General features: G+C 33.4%; 17 protein-coding genes. 5 read left to right on the top strand and 12 right to left on the bottom strand.

The annotated features are described in order from the left end of the window. Positions 1 to 2: 2 nt before the first annotated feature. The 5 genes from AC3E9W_RS03825 to AC3E9W_RS03805 form a co-directional block, all read right to left on the bottom strand. Positions 3 to 2,195, bottom strand: a complete 2,193-nt coding sequence (locus AC3E9W_RS03825) for a peptidase domain-containing ABC transporter (RefSeq protein ID WP_488766967.1) — start codon at positions 2,193 to 2,195, stop codon at positions 3 to 5. A 314-nt stretch (positions 2,196 to 2,509) separates the two neighbouring features. Continuing rightward, complete coding sequence (locus AC3E9W_RS03820; protein WP_306154719.1) at positions 2,510 to 2,701, bottom strand: hypothetical protein; 192 nt, start codon at positions 2,699 to 2,701, stop codon at positions 2,510 to 2,512. Positions 2,702 to 2,746: 45 nt separating this feature from the next. After that, the gene (locus tag AC3E9W_RS03815; protein ID WP_306154717.1) at positions 2,747 to 2,881 is read right to left on the bottom strand and encodes a hypothetical protein; all 135 of its coding nucleotides are present in this window, start codon (positions 2,879 to 2,881) and stop codon (positions 2,747 to 2,749) included. Between the two features lie 69 nt (positions 2,882 to 2,950). Next, positions 2,951 to 3,133, bottom strand: coding sequence for a hypothetical protein (locus AC3E9W_RS03810; RefSeq protein WP_306154715.1), 183 nt, complete (start codon positions 3,131 to 3,133; stop codon positions 2,951 to 2,953). 57 nt (positions 3,134 to 3,190) lie between these two features. Further along, positions 3,191 to 4,747, bottom strand: coding sequence for a vitamin K epoxide reductase family protein (locus AC3E9W_RS03805; RefSeq protein WP_488766965.1), 1,557 nt, complete (start codon positions 4,745 to 4,747; stop codon positions 3,191 to 3,193). 583 nt (positions 4,748 to 5,330) lie between these two features. Here AC3E9W_RS03805 and AC3E9W_RS03800 point away from each other — a divergent pair. Beyond that, positions 5,331 to 5,474, top strand: a complete 144-nt coding sequence (locus tag AC3E9W_RS03800) for a TIGR04149 family rSAM-modified RiPP (RefSeq protein WP_306154711.1) — start codon at positions 5,331 to 5,333, stop codon at positions 5,472 to 5,474. Between the two features lie 44 nt (positions 5,475 to 5,518). Further along, positions 5,519 to 5,662 (top strand): rSAM-modified peptide, encoded by a 144-nt coding sequence (locus AC3E9W_RS03795; RefSeq protein ID WP_488766963.1) that lies wholly within the window; start codon positions 5,519 to 5,521, stop codon positions 5,660 to 5,662. A gap of 14 nt (positions 5,663 to 5,676) precedes the next feature. On the opposite strand, the gene AC3E9W_RS03790 is transcribed toward AC3E9W_RS03795, so the two are convergent. Further along, positions 5,677 to 7,452 carry a helix-turn-helix domain-containing protein gene (locus AC3E9W_RS03790; RefSeq protein ID WP_488766962.1) on the bottom strand — a complete coding sequence of 592 codons (1,776 nt, stop codon included), beginning with the start codon at positions 7,450 to 7,452 and terminating at the stop codon, positions 5,677 to 5,679. A 167-nt stretch (positions 7,453 to 7,619) separates the two neighbouring features. On the opposite strand from AC3E9W_RS03790, the gene AC3E9W_RS03785 reads away from it, so the two are divergent. The 3 genes from AC3E9W_RS03785 to AC3E9W_RS03775 all read left to right on the top strand — a co-directional run bounded on the left by AC3E9W_RS03785 (position 7,620) and on the right by AC3E9W_RS03775 (position 10,496). Continuing rightward, positions 7,620 to 8,798, top strand: coding sequence for an acyl-CoA dehydrogenase family protein (locus AC3E9W_RS03785; protein WP_248729059.1), 1,179 nt, complete (start codon positions 7,620 to 7,622; stop codon positions 8,796 to 8,798). Between the two features lie 88 nt (positions 8,799 to 8,886). Further along, positions 8,887 to 9,669: a DUF3050 domain-containing protein gene (locus AC3E9W_RS03780; RefSeq protein WP_488766960.1), complete on the top strand. Its 783-nt coding sequence runs from the start codon at positions 8,887 to 8,889 to the stop codon at positions 9,667 to 9,669. Between the two features lie 68 nt (positions 9,670 to 9,737). After that, a complete protein-coding gene (locus AC3E9W_RS03775) occupies positions 9,738 to 10,496 on the top strand; it encodes an SGNH/GDSL hydrolase family protein (RefSeq protein WP_488766959.1) in 759 nt (252 codons plus the stop codon). Positions 10,497 to 10,665: 169 nt separating this feature from the next. On the opposite strand, the gene AC3E9W_RS03770 is transcribed toward AC3E9W_RS03775, so the two are convergent. The 6 genes from AC3E9W_RS03770 to AC3E9W_RS03745 form a co-directional block, all read right to left on the bottom strand. Continuing rightward, positions 10,666 to 11,007 carry a hypothetical protein gene (locus tag AC3E9W_RS03770; protein WP_488766958.1) on the bottom strand — a complete coding sequence of 114 codons (342 nt, stop codon included), beginning with the start codon at positions 11,005 to 11,007 and terminating at the stop codon, positions 10,666 to 10,668. A gap of 37 nt (positions 11,008 to 11,044) precedes the next feature. After that, entirely contained in the window at positions 11,045 to 12,070 is a 1,026-nt protein-coding gene (locus AC3E9W_RS03765) for a hypothetical protein (RefSeq protein WP_488766956.1), read from the bottom strand. After that, on the bottom strand, positions 12,048 to 13,676 hold the full coding sequence (locus AC3E9W_RS03760; RefSeq protein WP_488766955.1) for a flavin monoamine oxidase family protein: 1,629 nt from the start codon (positions 13,674 to 13,676) through the stop codon (positions 12,048 to 12,050). The genes AC3E9W_RS03765 and AC3E9W_RS03760 overlap by 23 nt, the downstream gene beginning before the upstream one ends. Continuing rightward, positions 13,651 to 15,171, bottom strand: a complete 1,521-nt coding sequence (locus AC3E9W_RS03755; RefSeq protein WP_488766953.1) for a polyamine aminopropyltransferase — start codon at positions 15,169 to 15,171, stop codon at positions 13,651 to 13,653. Before AC3E9W_RS03755 ends, AC3E9W_RS03760 begins: the two co-directional genes overlap by 26 nt. Beyond that, the gene (locus AC3E9W_RS03750; RefSeq protein WP_306154691.1) at positions 15,164 to 15,379 is read right to left on the bottom strand and encodes a DUF350 domain-containing protein; all 216 of its coding nucleotides are present in this window, start codon (positions 15,377 to 15,379) and stop codon (positions 15,164 to 15,166) included. Before AC3E9W_RS03750 ends, AC3E9W_RS03755 begins: the two co-directional genes overlap by 8 nt. Positions 15,380 to 15,585: 206 nt before the next feature. Next, positions 15,586 to 16,812, bottom strand: a complete 1,227-nt coding sequence (locus AC3E9W_RS03745; RefSeq protein ID WP_488766951.1) for a DUF4178 domain-containing protein — start codon at positions 16,810 to 16,812, stop codon at positions 15,586 to 15,588. Positions 16,813 to 16,815: the final 3 nt, after the last annotated feature.

Raw genomic sequence — 16,815 nt, 5'->3', positions numbered from 1 at the left:
GATTAATTTCCTAATTGCAGCTGATTTCTAACCAATTCAAAATAATTTCCTTTCTGTTCCACCAATGCAGAATGGCTTCCGATCTCGATGATTTTTCCTTTGTCCAAAACCACAATCTGATCTGCATTCATTACTGTACTCAATCGGTGCGCGATTACCACTACCGTTTTGTCTTTGAAAAAGATATCCAGTTTTTTCATGATTTCTTTTTCATTATTGGCGTCTAAAGCTGAAGTGGCTTCATCAAAAAATAGAATTTCAGGGTTTTTATAAACTGCCCTTGCAATTAACAAACGCTGTTTCTGTCCGGTACTCATTCCCAGACCTTCTGCCCCTATTTTGGTATTAAAACCTAAAGGCAATTCGCTGATGTATTCTTTAATATTGGCTACATCAGCAGCATAAAGCAGTTTTTCTTTATCTACCCTGTCAACTCCAATAGCAATGTTATTGGCAATAGTATCGCTAAAAATAAAACCTTCCTGCATTACGGCGCCAATATTGGATCTCCAGGCACTTTGCGATATATTTCTAAGCTGCGAATTTCCAATAAGAACTTCTCCTTTTTCGGGTTCGTAGAACTTCAAAAGCAGTTTCATTAAGGTTGTTTTGCCGCTTCCGCTGACTCCTACTATTGCGGTTACTTTATTGCACGGAATTATCAGGTTTAAATTGTCTAAAACGGGAACATCTGAACCTAAATATCGGAAAGAAAGATTTTTAATTTCGATATCGACATTTTGCGGCACTTCGTTGGTCTGATTGATTTCCTGCTGCACTTCGTCTTCTTTCTCATGAATTTCAGACAATCTGGCCAGCGATATTTTAGCATCTTGCAATTCTCTCACAAATTCAATTAACTGTGTAATCGGACCATTTAAACTGCCTACAATGGCGCTTATGGCAAGCATCATACCCAACGTTATAGAACCATCAATAACCAATTTTGCCGACAGAAAGATGATGAAGATATTCTTTAATTCATTAATAATCGAAGAGCCAATGGTTTGTGTCTGCTCCAAAACGAGCCCTTTTATAGAAACCCTGAAAAGTCTTGCCTGAACATACTCCCACCCCCAACGTTTTTGCTTTTCGGCGTTATGAAGCTTAATTTCTTGCATTCCGTTTATGAGTTCCATCACTTTACTCTGTTCATTGGAAACTTCGGCAAATCGTTTATAATCTAATGCTTCTCTTCTTTTCAAAAACAAAACAATCCATGCAAAATAACATACGCTTCCTGCAAAAAAGACTAAAAAGATCTGCAGATTGAAATAGGCCAGAACACCGCCCATAACAAACATATTAATTACAGAAAAAAGAACATTCAGAGATGATGTGGTCAGTATTTTCTCTATACGGCGATGATCATTTATTCGCTGCATAATATCTCCCGTCATTCGAACATCAAAAAAGGAAATAGGCAGATTCATTAATTTGATAAAGAAATCTGAAATAAGAGAAATATTGATTCGAGTGGATAAATGCAGCAGAATCCAGCTTCTGATGAGTTCTAAGCCTGTTCTTCCTGCAAAAACAAAAAGCATGGCAAAAAGGATCAGATAGATAAAATGGATATTCTGATTCTGGATTCCGACATCAACAATACTCTGTGTCAGAAAAGGAAAAATCAGATTGAGCAAACTGCTCGCTAAAAGTCCTATCGCAAGCTGGATAAGAAATGATTTGTATTGAAGCAGATATTGGGAGAGAAAACGGAATCCTAATCCTGAATTTTCTTCTTTATCAAATTCAGATTGAAAAAATTTAGGCGTTGCTTCGATCAATAAGGCAATACCTTCTTTTGTTTGGTCATTGGCATTATTACCAATCCAGAATTTAACAAACTCTTGCTTATTGTATTCTAAAAGGCCAAAAGCAGGATCTGAAATATAATATTTCCCCTTTTTAATTTTATAAAGTACTACATAATGATCGTTATTCCAGTGAAGAATACACGGCAAAGGAGCTTCTTCAATTCTTTTTACAGACAGTTTAACCCCTAAAGTTCGAAATCCGATTTTCTCGGCGGCATCACTCAAAAAAAGCAAATTACTCCCTTCACGAGTTGTTTCGCTAAAATCTCTCAACTCCTGAATATTGATTGTTTTACCGTAATATTTAGCAATAATTTTTAAACATGTCGGTCCACAATCTTTATGGTCTGCTTGTCTATAATGCGCGAATTTTTTCAATTTTATTTTGATTTATTCAAGACCAATGTAAGAAAAAATTTTCTTGTTAATCCATAAAAAAACAGAGAAGATATAAATCTTCTCTGTTTAACTATTTAAAAACAAATTTTAGCAACACAATTTCTTTAGGACATGGCCGCGGTTACCCTAACCAAATAAAATTAACACAGCGGCCAACTCCTAAGAATCTCAGTACCAATCATCAATACTGAGAATATGCTCAATGTTCCACGATCGAGCGCCTATACATTCAAAAAAAACATGACTAAATTCTAAATAAGGCTATATCGTATTACTTTTAAAAAAGTTAAAAATTAACAACAAAGACGACTTGTATCACAAATACCCGATGATGTATTTAGCGGACAAGTTTCGCCTGGCGGTATTAAAATGCATCCTGCTTGCAAAGCATAAATCCAGCATTCTGGAATTCCTCCTCTAATGGTTTTCTGCTCACTTTTATTAATGTGCTGAGCACCTTCAAGGCTTAAAATTTTCTTTAGCATATAATACCTTTTTTAGTAACTATCTTTCTGTTACTTCTTTGAAAATTAACAAGCATAATATTTATCGACAGCCGCATCATTGCAATTGAATTCTTGCGCATAATCACTGCCCAAAATATTTTTCTGCTCTTTTTTTGTCAGTTTTCTTGTTTCTTTGCTTTTCAAAATTTTTTCTAACATAATCTAGCTATTTACATTTTTGAGTTTAAGCCTCAAATCTCTAATAACTTGATGCTTAAAATTTCCTCTTTAACAGCTTCCGACATAATTACTTGGAATGCAGTTCCAGTACGCTGGCACAGTTCCAAATTCTGTACATCTTTTAGCTTTAAATCCGTCTTCACAAATAGGAGCATGATCTCCGTTTATTGTTTTCAGTTCATTAGCAGTCAATTCTACTGCACCTTTCAATTTCAAAATATTTTTTAACATAACTGCAGGTTTTTGGGGTTTAACTATTTCTATTTGGACAGTTGAAACTTCTGTGTTTTATGCTGTTTTTTCTAAAATTTGAACTTCTTCTACAAAATCATTTAAGAAATATTTCAATTCATTCAATTCATATTCATTAGGAAACAGCCTGTCGTTTACAATTTTAATAGGTGTGTAATTAAAATTGTTCATAGAGCACCAATCGTATTGTTTCTGAATTTCTTGATTTATCATCATGCTTACAGAATCAACATTCCATTTTTTAAGCCATTTTTTGTGAATCATTCTCTTGATATACCAGTCTGAAATTGCTTCAACTGTTTTTCCTGGCGTTGTTCTATTAATCGTTAAAAGTCTTTCGACAACTGCTTTGTATGGATTATCATTGTTTTCTGGATTAATATTAAAAAGAACATTCAAAAATATTTTATCTGGATATTTTAACACTAAATCAAAAGCTTCTTGAAAAGTTTTATAGCAATGTCCACAGCTTGGGCTCAGGATTACAGAAAGCCTAACTCCTGCATTTTTATTACCAAATGTCAAACCTCTTAAATCTTCAAATCCTTTTGTATATTTTACCTTTTTAGACAAAAAGTTTAATAGCGAATAATTTCTTTTAAATTTCTTAAGCTCTTTAAGAGAGTTCTCATTCTCAAGCATTTTTCTAATCATTACCTTAACTGTTGCCCAAATTGGTATTAAAAGCAATAAAGAAAACACGTATGGAAAAATGGCTTGGAAACTAAAACTTAGTGTAAATAGATCTGAAGAAAACCAAACAATACTCTGAACCAGTATTAAAAATGAGATTGCTAGACACATGATGCACCATTTTTGAATCTCAAATTTTTGAATCCAAATCGAACAAACTATTATTGGAATAGCCAATAGACTTAAGAATCCAACAAAAACAGCTGAACTTAAAGGCTGAACCAATATCGCAATAATGCTTGAGCTAAAGAAAAGCAATGGCAAATCTGAAAAACTAATCCATCTATTTGCAATATCATCATTAAAGCTTATTACGTAGTGGCAAGAAGAATTGGAACTTAAATTGCAGAATTTTGAAATCACTGTGTTTTTAACTCCCCATCTTTCTTGTACAATAAAGATGCTTACAATTAAACCAAGAACAGATGTTACCAAAAATGAAGCGCTAAATATATCAAAACGATTATAGAAGAAAGACAATCCGGCTAGAAGCACAAGTGGCAAAAAGTATTTTAACCAATTGTATTCGATTTTTAGATTTTCTCTTGCTACAACATTGTTTGGTTCAATAGCTACAATTACACCATTCCAGTCTAAAAGGAATTTGTCATACGATAATTTTTGAGTTCCTTTTTTTGTGGTTGTAATTCTAACTCCGCTTTTGATCTTTTCGACTAAGATTAATTCATCTTTAAAATACGCCAAAAAGTTAGACGGCAAATCTTCGATCTGTTCTTTCGAAACTCTTACGGCTGCATTCTCTACAGAAAGCAAATCAAACGAATCTGTAATGGCAAACAAACTCGGATAATTCGGATGAGACAAAAACAGATCCTTGAACTCATTTTTTATGTCTGAGTAGCGATTGATTTGCAGAAATTTTTGGACCAGTTTTAACATCGTTTTTGATCGTTTTTAAATCATAATTACACTGCAAAGATTGGGGATTTTATTGATAAAAAATGCATATATGCATACATTTTATTAATTATACCACATACAATTTATAAATTATACCAAGTATAGTGATCATTATAATTACCTGATTATAAATACTTTACTGCGTAATTTTTTTTCCAAAAAGCTCAGAAAGTCCATTTTCGATTAACGGTCTTCCTTTTTATCTAGTTTTGGATAAGCAATAATCTAAACATTGAAAAACATGAAAAATAGGCCAATTAAAACCTATGATTTTACAAGAAAAAAATCATAGAAAGTGGTAACAAAAAATGATTTAAAATCGTCAAAATTGCCCCTTAAAAATATCAAAAAACACTCCCAAAAAAGTAAGTTAGGATTAATTAAAAAACATAGAATTACCTTAAAGTAATATTTTTTCTACTGCTTTTTGAAACTAAAATAAACCAAAAAAAATCTTAACATAAACCAATTTTTAGCGCAGTTTTTTGTCGCATTTGATAAAGTTGCCTAGAAAAATTATGAAAGATTTATAGTACTAATTTTTAATATAATGCATAAAAACATGAATAATTCTAAATTAACATTCAACGATTTTCAATTAGAAACAATTTCTAAAAAAGAGTTAAAAACAGTCAAAGGTGGACAAGGAGAACCAGTTGACGGGAACGATCCTAAAAAAAATGACGGTGGAAATGGTAACACCTAAAGCAAACCAGAAAAACTTTTAAAATTAATCAAAAAAATAATGTCATGAAAAATAACAAATTAACATTCAAAGATTTTCAATTAGAAACAATTTCTAGAAAAGAGCAAAAAACGATTAGAGGTGGAGAAGATGATCCTATTGATCCAAACGATCCGAAAAAAAACGATGGCGGAAATGGAAATACATAGAAGTTTAATACCGATTAAATATTATTCGCAAACTGAGCTGGAGACACTCCAGTTCTTTTGCGAAATGATTTTGCAAAAGAAACGGCATTTTTAAACCCAACACTTTCTGCAATTGCTTGTGTAGAATATTTTCGATACAAATGATTGGTAATCATCTGGTTAATTACATAATTAATTTTCAGTTCATTGGAATATTCACTAAAAGATTTTCCAAATCTTTTATTCACAACATAAGATAAATAGGTTGTATTAGTTTTTATTTTTTTTGCCGCGTACGAAAGTGTAAAATCGGCGTTTAGGTATTCTAACTTTTCTTCTAAAACAAGTAGTTTTTCTACAATTTTATTTTCTTTAGCCTCATCAATACTTAAATTCGCATTTTCTTTCTTGAGAATAACATCTTCATTTTCAGCAGCCTCAATTAGCACTTCTTCGGCAGGAGCTTTCTCTATTTCTGTTTTCTCAAGTTCTTTTCTTTCTAGATTAGCTTTGAACTCTTCAATCAAAGCGTTCATTTTCTTTTGGGCTTTATTTTTATCTCTAATATTTTTGATGAGGAAAAATACAATTCCGATAACCAGAATTACATAAAATATTTTCAAGGCCTTATTCCAAAAAACCTCATATTTATATTTCTCCTGGACATCAAACATTTCTTGACTTAGATCTTCTGTTCCCAGTTTATAGTTAACCTCTAATGCTTCCTCTCTTAAATTCCCTTCGTATTTTTCATAAGAATCCAAATATACTTTAGAGTGTTTGTAAGCCAGTTCAGGTTCGTTTTTAATACTGTAAATTTTGGCCTGTATGTAGTTAGACTTAAAAAAACCAATATCAGCGGTTTTGTTTTTTTGGCTAATAGAATCTACCTTTTTTAAAAATATAAGTGCTTTATCATATTTCTTAATAGAATAATAAAGGTCTCCTAGGTTATAACTGGCAATTTGATATAGATATTCATTCTCTACCTGTTTAGCATAAAAAGAGATATCATAGTAAATTTTTTCGGCGTTGGTATAATCTTTTTTAAATACATAAATATTACCCAAACTAAGTTTTGAAGTAATTTTATTATTAATAAACTTATCCGAGTATGCTATACTTTTTTTATAGTAATACTCTGCAGAATCTAATAAATATTTTTTCTCTCGATTTTTATTGTAAAATCCTTCATAAGAATTTCCCAGATTAGTATAGGTATTACTTTTAGCATTTTGAAACTGATCTTTTTCATATAGCCCTTCATTCTTATCTAAAAACAAATCATTCTGTCTTAAAATTTTTATGGATAATTGATAATTGCCTACACTCTCATTGAGTAAAGCAATATTCGCTTTGAATTTTATAACCTGAACAACATCATTTATTTTAGAAGAAAGCTTAACCCCTTCCTGATAACTTCCTAGCGCTTTTCCATAATTAGATCTCTTCCAATAAATAAGACCTCTATAGTTACATAAATACGCATGCAATTTTGTTTTCTCATTAGACTCCGGAATCTTATTCAGATGCTTTAAAGCTTCAGCATACATTTTTTCAGATTTGTCAATGTTGCTCTTTAATTGATATAAATAAGAAGCTGCTCCATAAGCAAATGCAACATGAATCTCATTTTTAGACTTAAGTATTTGATTTACATAAGTCAAGCCTTCATCATAATTACCATTAATGCTGAAACGTATTTTATCCTGTAATTCTAAATACTTCTCTTCTGAAAGCTCTCCATTAGTTTGAGCGGCTCCACTGCAAAGTATTAGTAATAAAAAGAAAAAAGAGATGATCAGCCTCATTAAAGTTTGTTTTTGGAATTCAAAAATAGTCTATAAATTATCAATAAACTACAATTAATTTGCCAAATTCCTATTAATTATATTTTTACTATATATAAATATAACAATTTAACCGTTATTTGTTATATTTTTATTGTGTAACTTTGCTTTGATAAAAATTAAACAACATGAAACCAGACCTATTTCAATCTCCAGATTATTATAACTTAGACGATTTGCTAACAGATGAACATAAATTAGTTCGAGAATCTGCTCGCGCGTGGGTTAAAAGAGAAGTTTCTCCAATTATAGAAGAATATGCTCAAAAAGCTGAATTTCCGAAACAAATTATAAAAGGTCTTGGTGAAATTGGTGGTTTCGGTCCTTATATTCCGGTAGAATATGGAGGAGCAGGATTAGATCAAATCTCGTACGGACTGATTATGCAGGAAATTGAAAGAGGTGATTCTGGTGTAAGATCTACCTCATCTGTACAATCTTCTTTGGTTATGTATCCTATTTGGAAATACGGAAACGAAGAACAGCGAATGAAATATTTGCCAAAATTGGCTACAGGAGAATTTATCGGCTGTTTTGGTTTAACAGAACCTGATCACGGCTCAGACCCTGGAAGTATGATTACCAATTTTAAAGATATGGGCGATCATTATCTTTTAAATGGTGCCAAAATGTGGATTTCAAACGCTCCTTTTGCTGATATTGCTATTGTTTGGGCTAAAAATGAAGAAGGAAGAATTCATGGTTTAATCGTAGAACGAGGCATGGAAGGATTTTCAACTCCAGAAACACATAATAAATGGTCACTTCGTGCATCGGCAACTGGCGAATTGATTTTTGATAATGTAAAAGTGCCTAAAGAAAATCTTTTACCTAATAAATCTGGTTTGGGCGCTCCGCTTGGCTGTTTAGATTCGGCTCGCTACGGAATTGCATGGGGAGCAATCGGCGCTGCTATGGATTGTTACGATACGGCTTTACGATATGCAAAAGAAAGAATCCAGTTCGGAAAACCGATTGGAGGAACTCAATTACAACAGAAAAAATTGGCCGAAATGATTACCGAAATCACAAAAGCGCAATTATTAACTTGGCGTTTAGGTGTTTTAAGAAATGAAGGAAAGGCGACAACAGCGCAGATTTCTATGGCAAAACGTAACAACGTAAACATGGCAATTACCATCGCACGCGAAGCAAGACAAATGCTCGGAGGTATGGGAATCACTGGCGAATACTCGATTATGCGTCACATGATGAACCTGGAAAGTGTGATTACTTATGAGGGAACTCATGACATTCATTTACTGATTACTGGAATGGATGTAACTGGAATTCCTGCGTTTAAATAATTGATAATTATTAAAATATATACAAAATCAATCTAAAAAGCTTCTTCTAACAGAGAAGCTTTTTATCTTTGCATCAAAATTTTTTAAAATGAATATCGAAACGATAAACAAAAGCATACAACCACAAAAAGACCAATTATTAAACCACTCCTTATATAACAAGATTCAAAACATAGATGAGTTACACAGCTTTTTAGAAACTCACGTTTTTGCTGTTTGGGATTTTATGTCACTATTAAAAGCATTACAAGCCAAACTTACGTGCACGACAACACCTTGGTTTGCCACTAAAAACCCAGAAACCCGTTATTTAATTAATGAAATTGTTCTTGCCGAAGAAACCGATTTAACGCTAGACGGAAGAAGACAGAGCCATTACGAAATGTATCTGGAAGCAATGGAAGCTTGCGGAGCCGATACAACTGGAGTTTTAAGCTTTTTATCAGAAGTACATTCGCTACATAATATATTTGTTGCCATCAAACAAAGTTTATTGCATCCAAATGTAAAGTCTTTTCTTGATTTTACTTTTAGAGTTATCGAAGAAGGAAAACCACACGAAATTGCAGCTGCATTCACCTTCGGAAGAGAAGATTTGATTCCGAGTATGTTTACGCAGATTTTGAAAAATTTCCAGCAAAACCTTCCCGATACTGATCTGACAAAATTGCTTTACTATTTTGAAAGACATATCGAACTAGATGCCGACGAACACGGACCAATGGCGATGCAAATGATTACAGAATTATGTGAAGAAGATGCTCAAAAATGGAAAGAAGTTGAAGAAGTTTCTATTCTTGCCTTAGAAAGACGCATCGCACTTTGGAATGCCATTGAAGAAGAAATAGTGATGAAAACCGAAATGGTATAAAATCCAAAACCGCATATTTAACGTAACTATTTGTTTAAAGCGACTGCAAAATCTAATTTAAACAGATTATGAAACCACATTTTAAACAAATAGTTACCGTTATATTTTCCATCTTTCTTTTGAGCTGTAATGCCGAAGAAACAGATTCACCTCCGCCTGTAATAACTCCCCCGGTTGTAACTCCGCCCAAAACGCCCGAACCTCCAATTTCAGGTTCAATAAATTATTTAGCTTTAGGCGATAGTTATACCATTGGCCAAAGCGTTTGCGCGACTTGCCGTTTTCCAGAACAACTCAAAGCGAGTTTAAACGCCATGTATTCTAGTTCGATTTCGCTTAAAATAATTGCGACAACAGGCTGGACAACATCTAATCTATTATCAGCAATTGAAACCCAAAAGCCAGAATCCAATTATGATTTGGTTACACTCTTAATTGGCGTCAACAATCAATACCAGCACAGAAGTTTTTCTGTTTACGAAAAAGAATTTCCAGAACTGGTCAATAAAGCGATAATGCTGGCCAAAGGCGACAGAAAAAATGTTGTTGTGATTTCTATTCCAGACTACGCGTATACTCCATACGGTCAAGCTCTTGCAGGAGATCAAAGCAACAAAATTTCAGCAGAAATTACACAATACAATAATTTTGCAGAAAACTACTGCAATACCAATCAAATTGCTTTTGTTTCGATTACTGAGATTACTCGCGAAGGCCTTAACAGTCCAAGTTTAGTTGCTTCAGACGGACTTCATCCTTCAGAATCTGCTTATAAAATGTTTGTCGACAAGATGATGCCGAAAGTAAAAATGGCATTGCAGAATTGATATTTTTTTGATTGTTAGAAGCAGAATACTCGTTTTCAGAACAAGTTTAGTCCCGTCCCGATAGCTATCGGGACTATATCTTTTGTGTTGAACCCCAACACAAAAGGATGCCGCTACTATCGGGGCTAGATTACAAATTTATTGTTTTTAAGGCCCGATTTCTCTAATTCTATTGGTATTGGTCAAAATCAACCTCAACTTTTTCAAAAATTTCCGATTTTTCTAAAATGGAATTTATTCTTACCAAAGCTTCCTGATTATCATCGACCATGATAAATGCAAAACCCCAAATATCTTTGGAAATCGAAAATTGCCCCACTTCCGATTCAAAAGTCATTAAAACTTCATCATTCATCCATAAATCCAAAATGTTAGTCATTTTCGGGTTTATTTCTGCAATGACTTTCAGAAAATCCGAATTAAAATCTTCGTTTTCAGCTCCGCCAAAAATGTCAATTAAAAGTTCTTTCGATTGATAGCCAGGACGAAAATGATACTGATATTTACTCATTATTTTCTAATATTAAAAATACTTAATCAAAAGCAATCTAACCAATTTTCTTAGTTTTCCAAATAAAACCATCCAATAAATAATGCGTAAACTGAGGCACAGTCAGTAATGGAACCAATAAAATCTGCCAGCTCGAAAAATCAAAATTGGATACGCTAATGTTTTCATTCCAAACAAAAAGTTCCCAAAGAAATTCTTCCGAAAAGGCAATTGCAAGAAGAATTCCAATATAAATCAAAAGTCCTTTATATTGTTTTAAAAAAGACAATTTCCCTAGTTCTGATTCCGATTTCCCGTCGATTTCTTTAAAATAAATCAAAGCCATATACGGAATTCCGTGCGAAACGACATTCAGTAAAGTAAAAATCAAATCATCATTAAAATAAACAATTCCGAAATACCAAGAAAGTGCCGTTCCTAGAATAATCATGTTCTTAGGAATATTAAAAAACTGATTTTGAATAGATTTTACCGCAGTATAGATCACATACAAAACCATAATTGCGACATAGATCCAAAACACAACTTCCAGCAATTTTTCGTTTTCAAATCTAAAAAATTCATTTTCCACAAACCAGTTGAACTTTCGCTTAGACGAAAAAAACCAATATAGCATCGGATATCCAGTTGAAGCATAAATAGCCAAATTATCAATCCAAACTGACATTTTGGTTTTAGTTTCTTTTCTAGCGTACAATCTCATAAATCCGTATTGCTGCCTGATGAAATGGAAAACCGCCACATAAGCCAAAAACGACCAGAAGACCAAACTTCCAAAAGAGAAAAGCACAATTCCGGTTACAAAACAAAAAAGAGGAAGTAAAACCAATCTTTTTTTCTGTTTTTGGAATTCATCGGCAACAAAATAAGTTTTAAATAAAGTCGCATAAACGTGCGCTACGTCTATAAAAACAATCAGGAAAAGCCACGTATAAAAAGAATAATTCTCCTCAATTTCAGTAATATAATCCTGAAAAATGAAGATAATCGCCAGCACAAAAAAGGACGGTCCAATAATGAAAGTTAAATCGGTTTTGGCTTTATGAATCCAAGGTTGTGTCATCTAATAATTCGTTTACTGCATTAATTCCTTGATGAAAAGCTTCTTCAAAAATCGAAATTCCCGACAAATCGCTGTGCGCAAAATATATCTTTTTCTGAATATTTTGTTTGGCTTTTTTCTTCGCTTCACCAAAAATAAATCCTGGAGAAGGTGAAATCATTCCGTGTCCCAGAAGAAAAACTTCTATATCTTCTGTACAGTCTTCAATATCGGGATGAGCAATTTTTAAATCATTCAAAACAAATTGCTTCCAATATTCTTTATCTTTTTTATAAAGCTCTTTTCTGGTCTTCTTTAAATCGGCTGAAGAAAAACTATAATAATATGTAATGACCTTTTTATCCTGAACTTGATTCAAAGTCTGATGCTGATCATAGACATATCCCAAACCTTTTGCATCATAAATCACATTGTCCCAAGACAGCGGAAAACTGCCATTGTCTGCTAAATCATTGACGATTAAAGTTGCCAAAAGCCATGGTGTATAATGAAAATCTTTTGTAAATGTCTTTCGATCTGGAATCAAATACTGATTTACAAACTGCGGAGATGCCATGATTACTTTATCAGCAATGATTTCAACAGAAGTTTTTGTTGCATCATCAAAAGCTTTTGCGATTACTTTTTGGTTTTCGATTTTCACTTCATAAACCAAATGATTCTTCAAAGATTTATCAGTTGTATATTTTTTCAAATGAGTGGCAAGACGTGCATTTCCTTCTGGCCATGTCAAAACGCTGTCGTGTTTTTCGGGCGTGCTGTCTTGCTTTCTTCCGGCAAAATAATGAATTCCTGCCCAAGCCGAAACGTATTCAATTCCCAAACCGAAATCGTCTTTACAACAATAATCGATATAATTAAACAAAGGTTCAGAAGTAAAATGATTGTCTATAAACCATTGTTTCATCGTGATTTTGTCTAAAGCTCTTGTCTTTTCGTCCTTTGAAGAAAGATAAATCGGAATATCAAATAAATACTTTTGGTCTTCACCTTTGGCAGTTCTAAAAACATCCATTTGTTTGAAGAATTTCTCAAACTCCAAATCATCAGAAACTAAATTGCCGTTTTTTGGCACTACGCCTTCCTGCCAGTTATTTTTGTAAAACAAACGCTCGTCTGGCGCAAAAGTCAGTTGCAATTCATCAAAAATGGGAAATCCTTTTGAATCGTAACCTAAAATTATTTTTTCTTCTTCTAGAAAATGAAGCAGTTCTTTGTCTTGAAAATTGGGTAATGGCAGATAATGCGCCCCTAAAGGATATTTCGAGTATTTGTTTTGTCCATTTGAAGAATTTCCTCCTAAATGGTTTTCCAATTCTAAAATTAAAAAATCTGAAATGCCTCTTTTTTGAAATTGCCTTGCAGCGCTTAATCCCGAAATCCCTCCGCCCACAATTAAATACGGAATATTGATTTGCTTAGTCGGTTTAGGAAAATCTTTTATCCATAAACGATGTCCAAGTAAATGTTTGGTTCCAGATAAACGAATCATGAGCACCGCAATTTTATCAGAACAAAACTGCAGAAACGGAACCGCAATTAAAGCCGCGCCAATTACTTTTATAAAACCTCTTCGCGATTTATTGCAGTCTTCCCCACTCTTCATCAAAATAACGTACTAAAATCTGGTTGTCTAAACGATTAATTTCGATTTCGTTCGAAATCATATCGTTTGTAAAATAATTAAATCGGTCAAACTGATAATTGTAAAATTTCAATTTTTCTGCTTTTCGGTTTACGGTATTAAATGTAGTCCCGAAACCGTTTATAGCAATTGTATAACCCCATTCTCCAAACGACGGAACATACGCATGATACGCATCTGCCTGCGGGAAAACCTGCATCACCGTTTTGTTAATACACCAGAAAGATTTTGGCGCAAAATAAGGCGAAGTGGTTTGTATAACTGCCACTGCGTCTGGCTTTAAAATGGTTTTTAAAGTCTGATAAAAATTCAGCGAATACAATTTCCCCAAACTATAATTGGACGGATCTGGAAAGTCGATTATCGCGACATCAAATTGCTCTTTACAGCTTTTTGCCCAAATATAAGCGTCTGTATTTATTACCGTTACTTTAGGATTATTGAGAGAGTTTTGATTGAAATTGGTTAATACCGTATTGGTCTTGAACAACTTCGTCATTCCTTCGTCCAAATCGACCAACGTTACTTTTTCGACGTCTTTGTATTTCAGGATTTCACGAACCGCCAAACCGTCTCCTCCACCCAAAACCAAAACATTTTTGACGCTTTTTGCCATCGACATTGCGGGATGAACCAAGGCTTCGTGATAACGGTATTCGTCTGCCGAACTAAACTGCAAGTTATTATTCAGATAAAGCCTGTAATCGCTCTTATTGTGCGTTAAAACAATACGCTGATAAGGTGTCAAATTGGTATAAATGATGTTTTCTCCGTACAATTTGCCCTCTGAATACGCCAAAATATCATTCGAAAAAACAAAAACCGCCAACAATAATACAAATGAAAAAATGGCTTTTGCTTTCAGAAAATAAACCTTTTTTAATTCTCTTTTCAGCAAAAAACAAAGTACGATTGCAATGCTTACATTGATCATTCCAAAGAAAAGAGAAGTTCCCATGATTCCTAATTTCGGAACCAAAACCAGCGGAAATAGAATTGAAGCCAGCAAAGCCCCGATATAATCAAACGTGAAAACATTCGAAACGAGATCTTTAAACTCGACTCTATCTTTTAAAATATTCATTAAAAGCGGAATCTCTAATCCGACCAGGAAACCCGTTACAAAAACGAATAAATATAAAATAAACTGAAAAGACCCAACATTTTCGAATAATAGAAATAAAACTACCGAACTCAGACCTCCAATAAGTCCAACCAGTATTTCAATTTCTACAAAAGTGTTGAGCAGATTTTTATGAAAAAACTTGGAAAAAAACGAGCCTATACCCATCGAAAACAGGTACACGCCAATAATAAACGAAAATTGTTTTACCGAATCGCCCAATAAATAACTGGCCAAAGTTCCTGCAACCAACTCGTAAATAAGTCCGCAGGTGGCAATTATAAATACGGCAAAAAGTAAAAGATATTCGAACCTAAGAAACTTTTTACCCATGAATTGCGGCACTAATAATCATGGAGATTCCAATGATAAACGCTGCCAGAACAATCGCAACAGCAACATTATTTTTTTCTACAACTTCTTTCCAAGTGTGTTCTGGAGTTAGTTTTTCAATAATAAAATACCCGATTAACAGAATAACAATTCCTAAAAAAGAATAAATAATCGAGTTTACTATTGGCTGGGCGTGAATTAATTCCATATTGATTGATTTTTTTATTTGTGATAAAAACGGTTATAAGATGTTCGGCTTCCGCTCGTTGTTGATTTATAATTTTCGGTTGTTTCGCAATCGCAGATTCGGTTTCCTGCGAGAGTAAAATAGATGTAAACTCCAAAGCAAAAGCATCCAATTGCTAATGGAGCCCAATTATAAGTAAAGAAGTCAAAAATTCTTTTCATATTAATTTATTCGTAAGTAGAGTAAGAACTGTCTGCCCATCTCTTTTTTTCAAATTGAATTCTAAAATAACGTACTATAAAGTAAATTACAATCATTCCGATAATAACCAACCAAGCATTTCTGTTCGAAGGTTGATTCCAGACTACACTGATCGCCATTTCGCTGTTCGAAAGATCTTCTGGAGCTTTCATTGGGGTTATTAAAAGATGGTATTTTCCGCCTTCTACACCGCAAATATTAAATTTCTCAGACTGGCTTCCTTCTGTCCACGATTCTCCATCAGAACTGCCGTAATAATATTCTATGTCTTTGTTGGCGTAAATCTCGTCATTCGTATCTTCGTTTATCAAAGCAATATTTACGTTTGCCCAAGAATTATTAACGCCTGTAGAAACCTTTATAGTCATAGGCGCCGATGCGCCATTGAGCACAAACGACGGACTTGTCATTTCCTTATTATCAAATTCGCTAAATTTAATCTTACTGTTAAATACGTTTTGCTCTACTTGATCTTTATAAATATACCAGTTTGCAGTAATAATCAGCAAAGCAAAAAGACAGAAAATAACAGCTGTATTTTTAAGATCAAAATAAAACGGCTGAATCATACTAGTTCCTGACTGATACGGCAATGTTATTCCTGGAAATGCTTTTTTGATTTTATTTTTACTGAGATATTCACCATGAAAAGCAGTTTGAACATTATTCATTTTTTCAACCGAAACAATGTATGGCGGATTTATAAATTCTGCCAAATGAATTTTCTTATTCGGAATCTGAAAATCGAAAAATCCTTTCGCATTAATTATGTCAGCATCCGAATGTTCAAATAAGTCGTAATCTCTTCCATCATATTTCAGAACTTTCGTTCCTTTTTTGATATTGGCAATCTCTTCCATTTCGGTAAGCATCATCCAATGCCCGTTTGAAAGCGACAAGTAAAGAAATTCTTTTTCTTTGTTCTGCAAGATAAATTCTGTCCAAGTGTAATCTGGATACACATTTTTCCTTAAAATTCCCGTTACTGTGTACTCACTTCCGTTTAAGAAACCAGTGTCGCCAATTGCCAGCGGACAATCATGAAAAGGAGCTTTATATTGCGATCTTCTTCTAAATTGTCCCGCATCATCAACGACATAAACACTATAACATACAGGACAAACAAAATTTATTACTTCAAAACCAACCTCTAATTCGGTTTCTGTATTACAGTCGTAACAAGGAATCTTCATATC

This window comes from Flavobacterium sp. 38, from assembly GCF_057799715.1.
Note: the sequence above shows the minus strand (reverse complement) of the source record. Positions and strands in the feature narration are given on the sequence as shown.

Coding starts and splice junctions, on each gene's coding strand:
- AC3E9W_RS03815 (WP_306154717.1), bottom strand. CDS start 2,881: ATGTTAGAAAAAATTTTGAAAAGCAAAGAAACAAGAAAACTGACAAAA.
- AC3E9W_RS03770 (WP_488766958.1), bottom strand. CDS start 11,007: ATGAGTAAATATCAGTATCATTTTCGTCCTGGCTATCAATCGAAAGAA.
- AC3E9W_RS03790 (WP_488766962.1), bottom strand. CDS start 7,452: ATGAGGCTGATCATCTCTTTTTTCTTTTTATTACTAATACTTTGCAGT.
- AC3E9W_RS03810 (WP_306154715.1), bottom strand. CDS start 3,133: ATGTTAAAAAATATTTTGAAATTGAAAGGTGCAGTAGAATTGACTGCT.
- AC3E9W_RS03800 (WP_306154711.1), top strand. CDS start 5,331: ATGAATAATTCTAAATTAACATTCAACGATTTTCAATTAGAAACAATT.
- AC3E9W_RS03750 (WP_306154691.1), bottom strand. CDS start 15,379: ATGGAATTAATTCACGCCCAGCCAATAGTAAACTCGATTATTTATTCT.
- AC3E9W_RS03775 (WP_488766959.1), top strand. CDS start 9,738: ATGAAACCACATTTTAAACAAATAGTTACCGTTATATTTTCCATCTTT.
- AC3E9W_RS03805 (WP_488766965.1), bottom strand. CDS start 4,747: ATGTTAAAACTGGTCCAAAAATTTCTGCAAATCAATCGCTACTCAGAC.
- AC3E9W_RS03795 (WP_488766963.1), top strand. CDS start 5,519: ATGAAAAATAACAAATTAACATTCAAAGATTTTCAATTAGAAACAATT.
- AC3E9W_RS03745 (WP_488766951.1), bottom strand. CDS start 16,812: ATGAAGATTCCTTGTTACGACTGTAATACAGAAACCGAATTAGAGGTT.
- AC3E9W_RS03765 (WP_488766956.1), bottom strand. CDS start 12,070: ATGACACAACCTTGGATTCATAAAGCCAAAACCGATTTAACTTTCATT.
- AC3E9W_RS03785 (WP_248729059.1), top strand. CDS start 7,620: ATGAAACCAGACCTATTTCAATCTCCAGATTATTATAACTTAGACGAT.
- AC3E9W_RS03760 (WP_488766955.1), bottom strand. CDS start 13,676: ATGAAGAGTGGGGAAGACTGCAATAAATCGCGAAGAGGTTTTATAAAA.
- AC3E9W_RS03820 (WP_306154719.1), bottom strand. CDS start 2,701: ATGCTAAAGAAAATTTTAAGCCTTGAAGGTGCTCAGCACATTAATAAA.
- AC3E9W_RS03755 (WP_488766953.1), bottom strand. CDS start 15,171: ATGGGTAAAAAGTTTCTTAGGTTCGAATATCTTTTACTTTTTGCCGTA.
- AC3E9W_RS03780 (WP_488766960.1), top strand. CDS start 8,887: ATGAATATCGAAACGATAAACAAAAGCATACAACCACAAAAAGACCAA.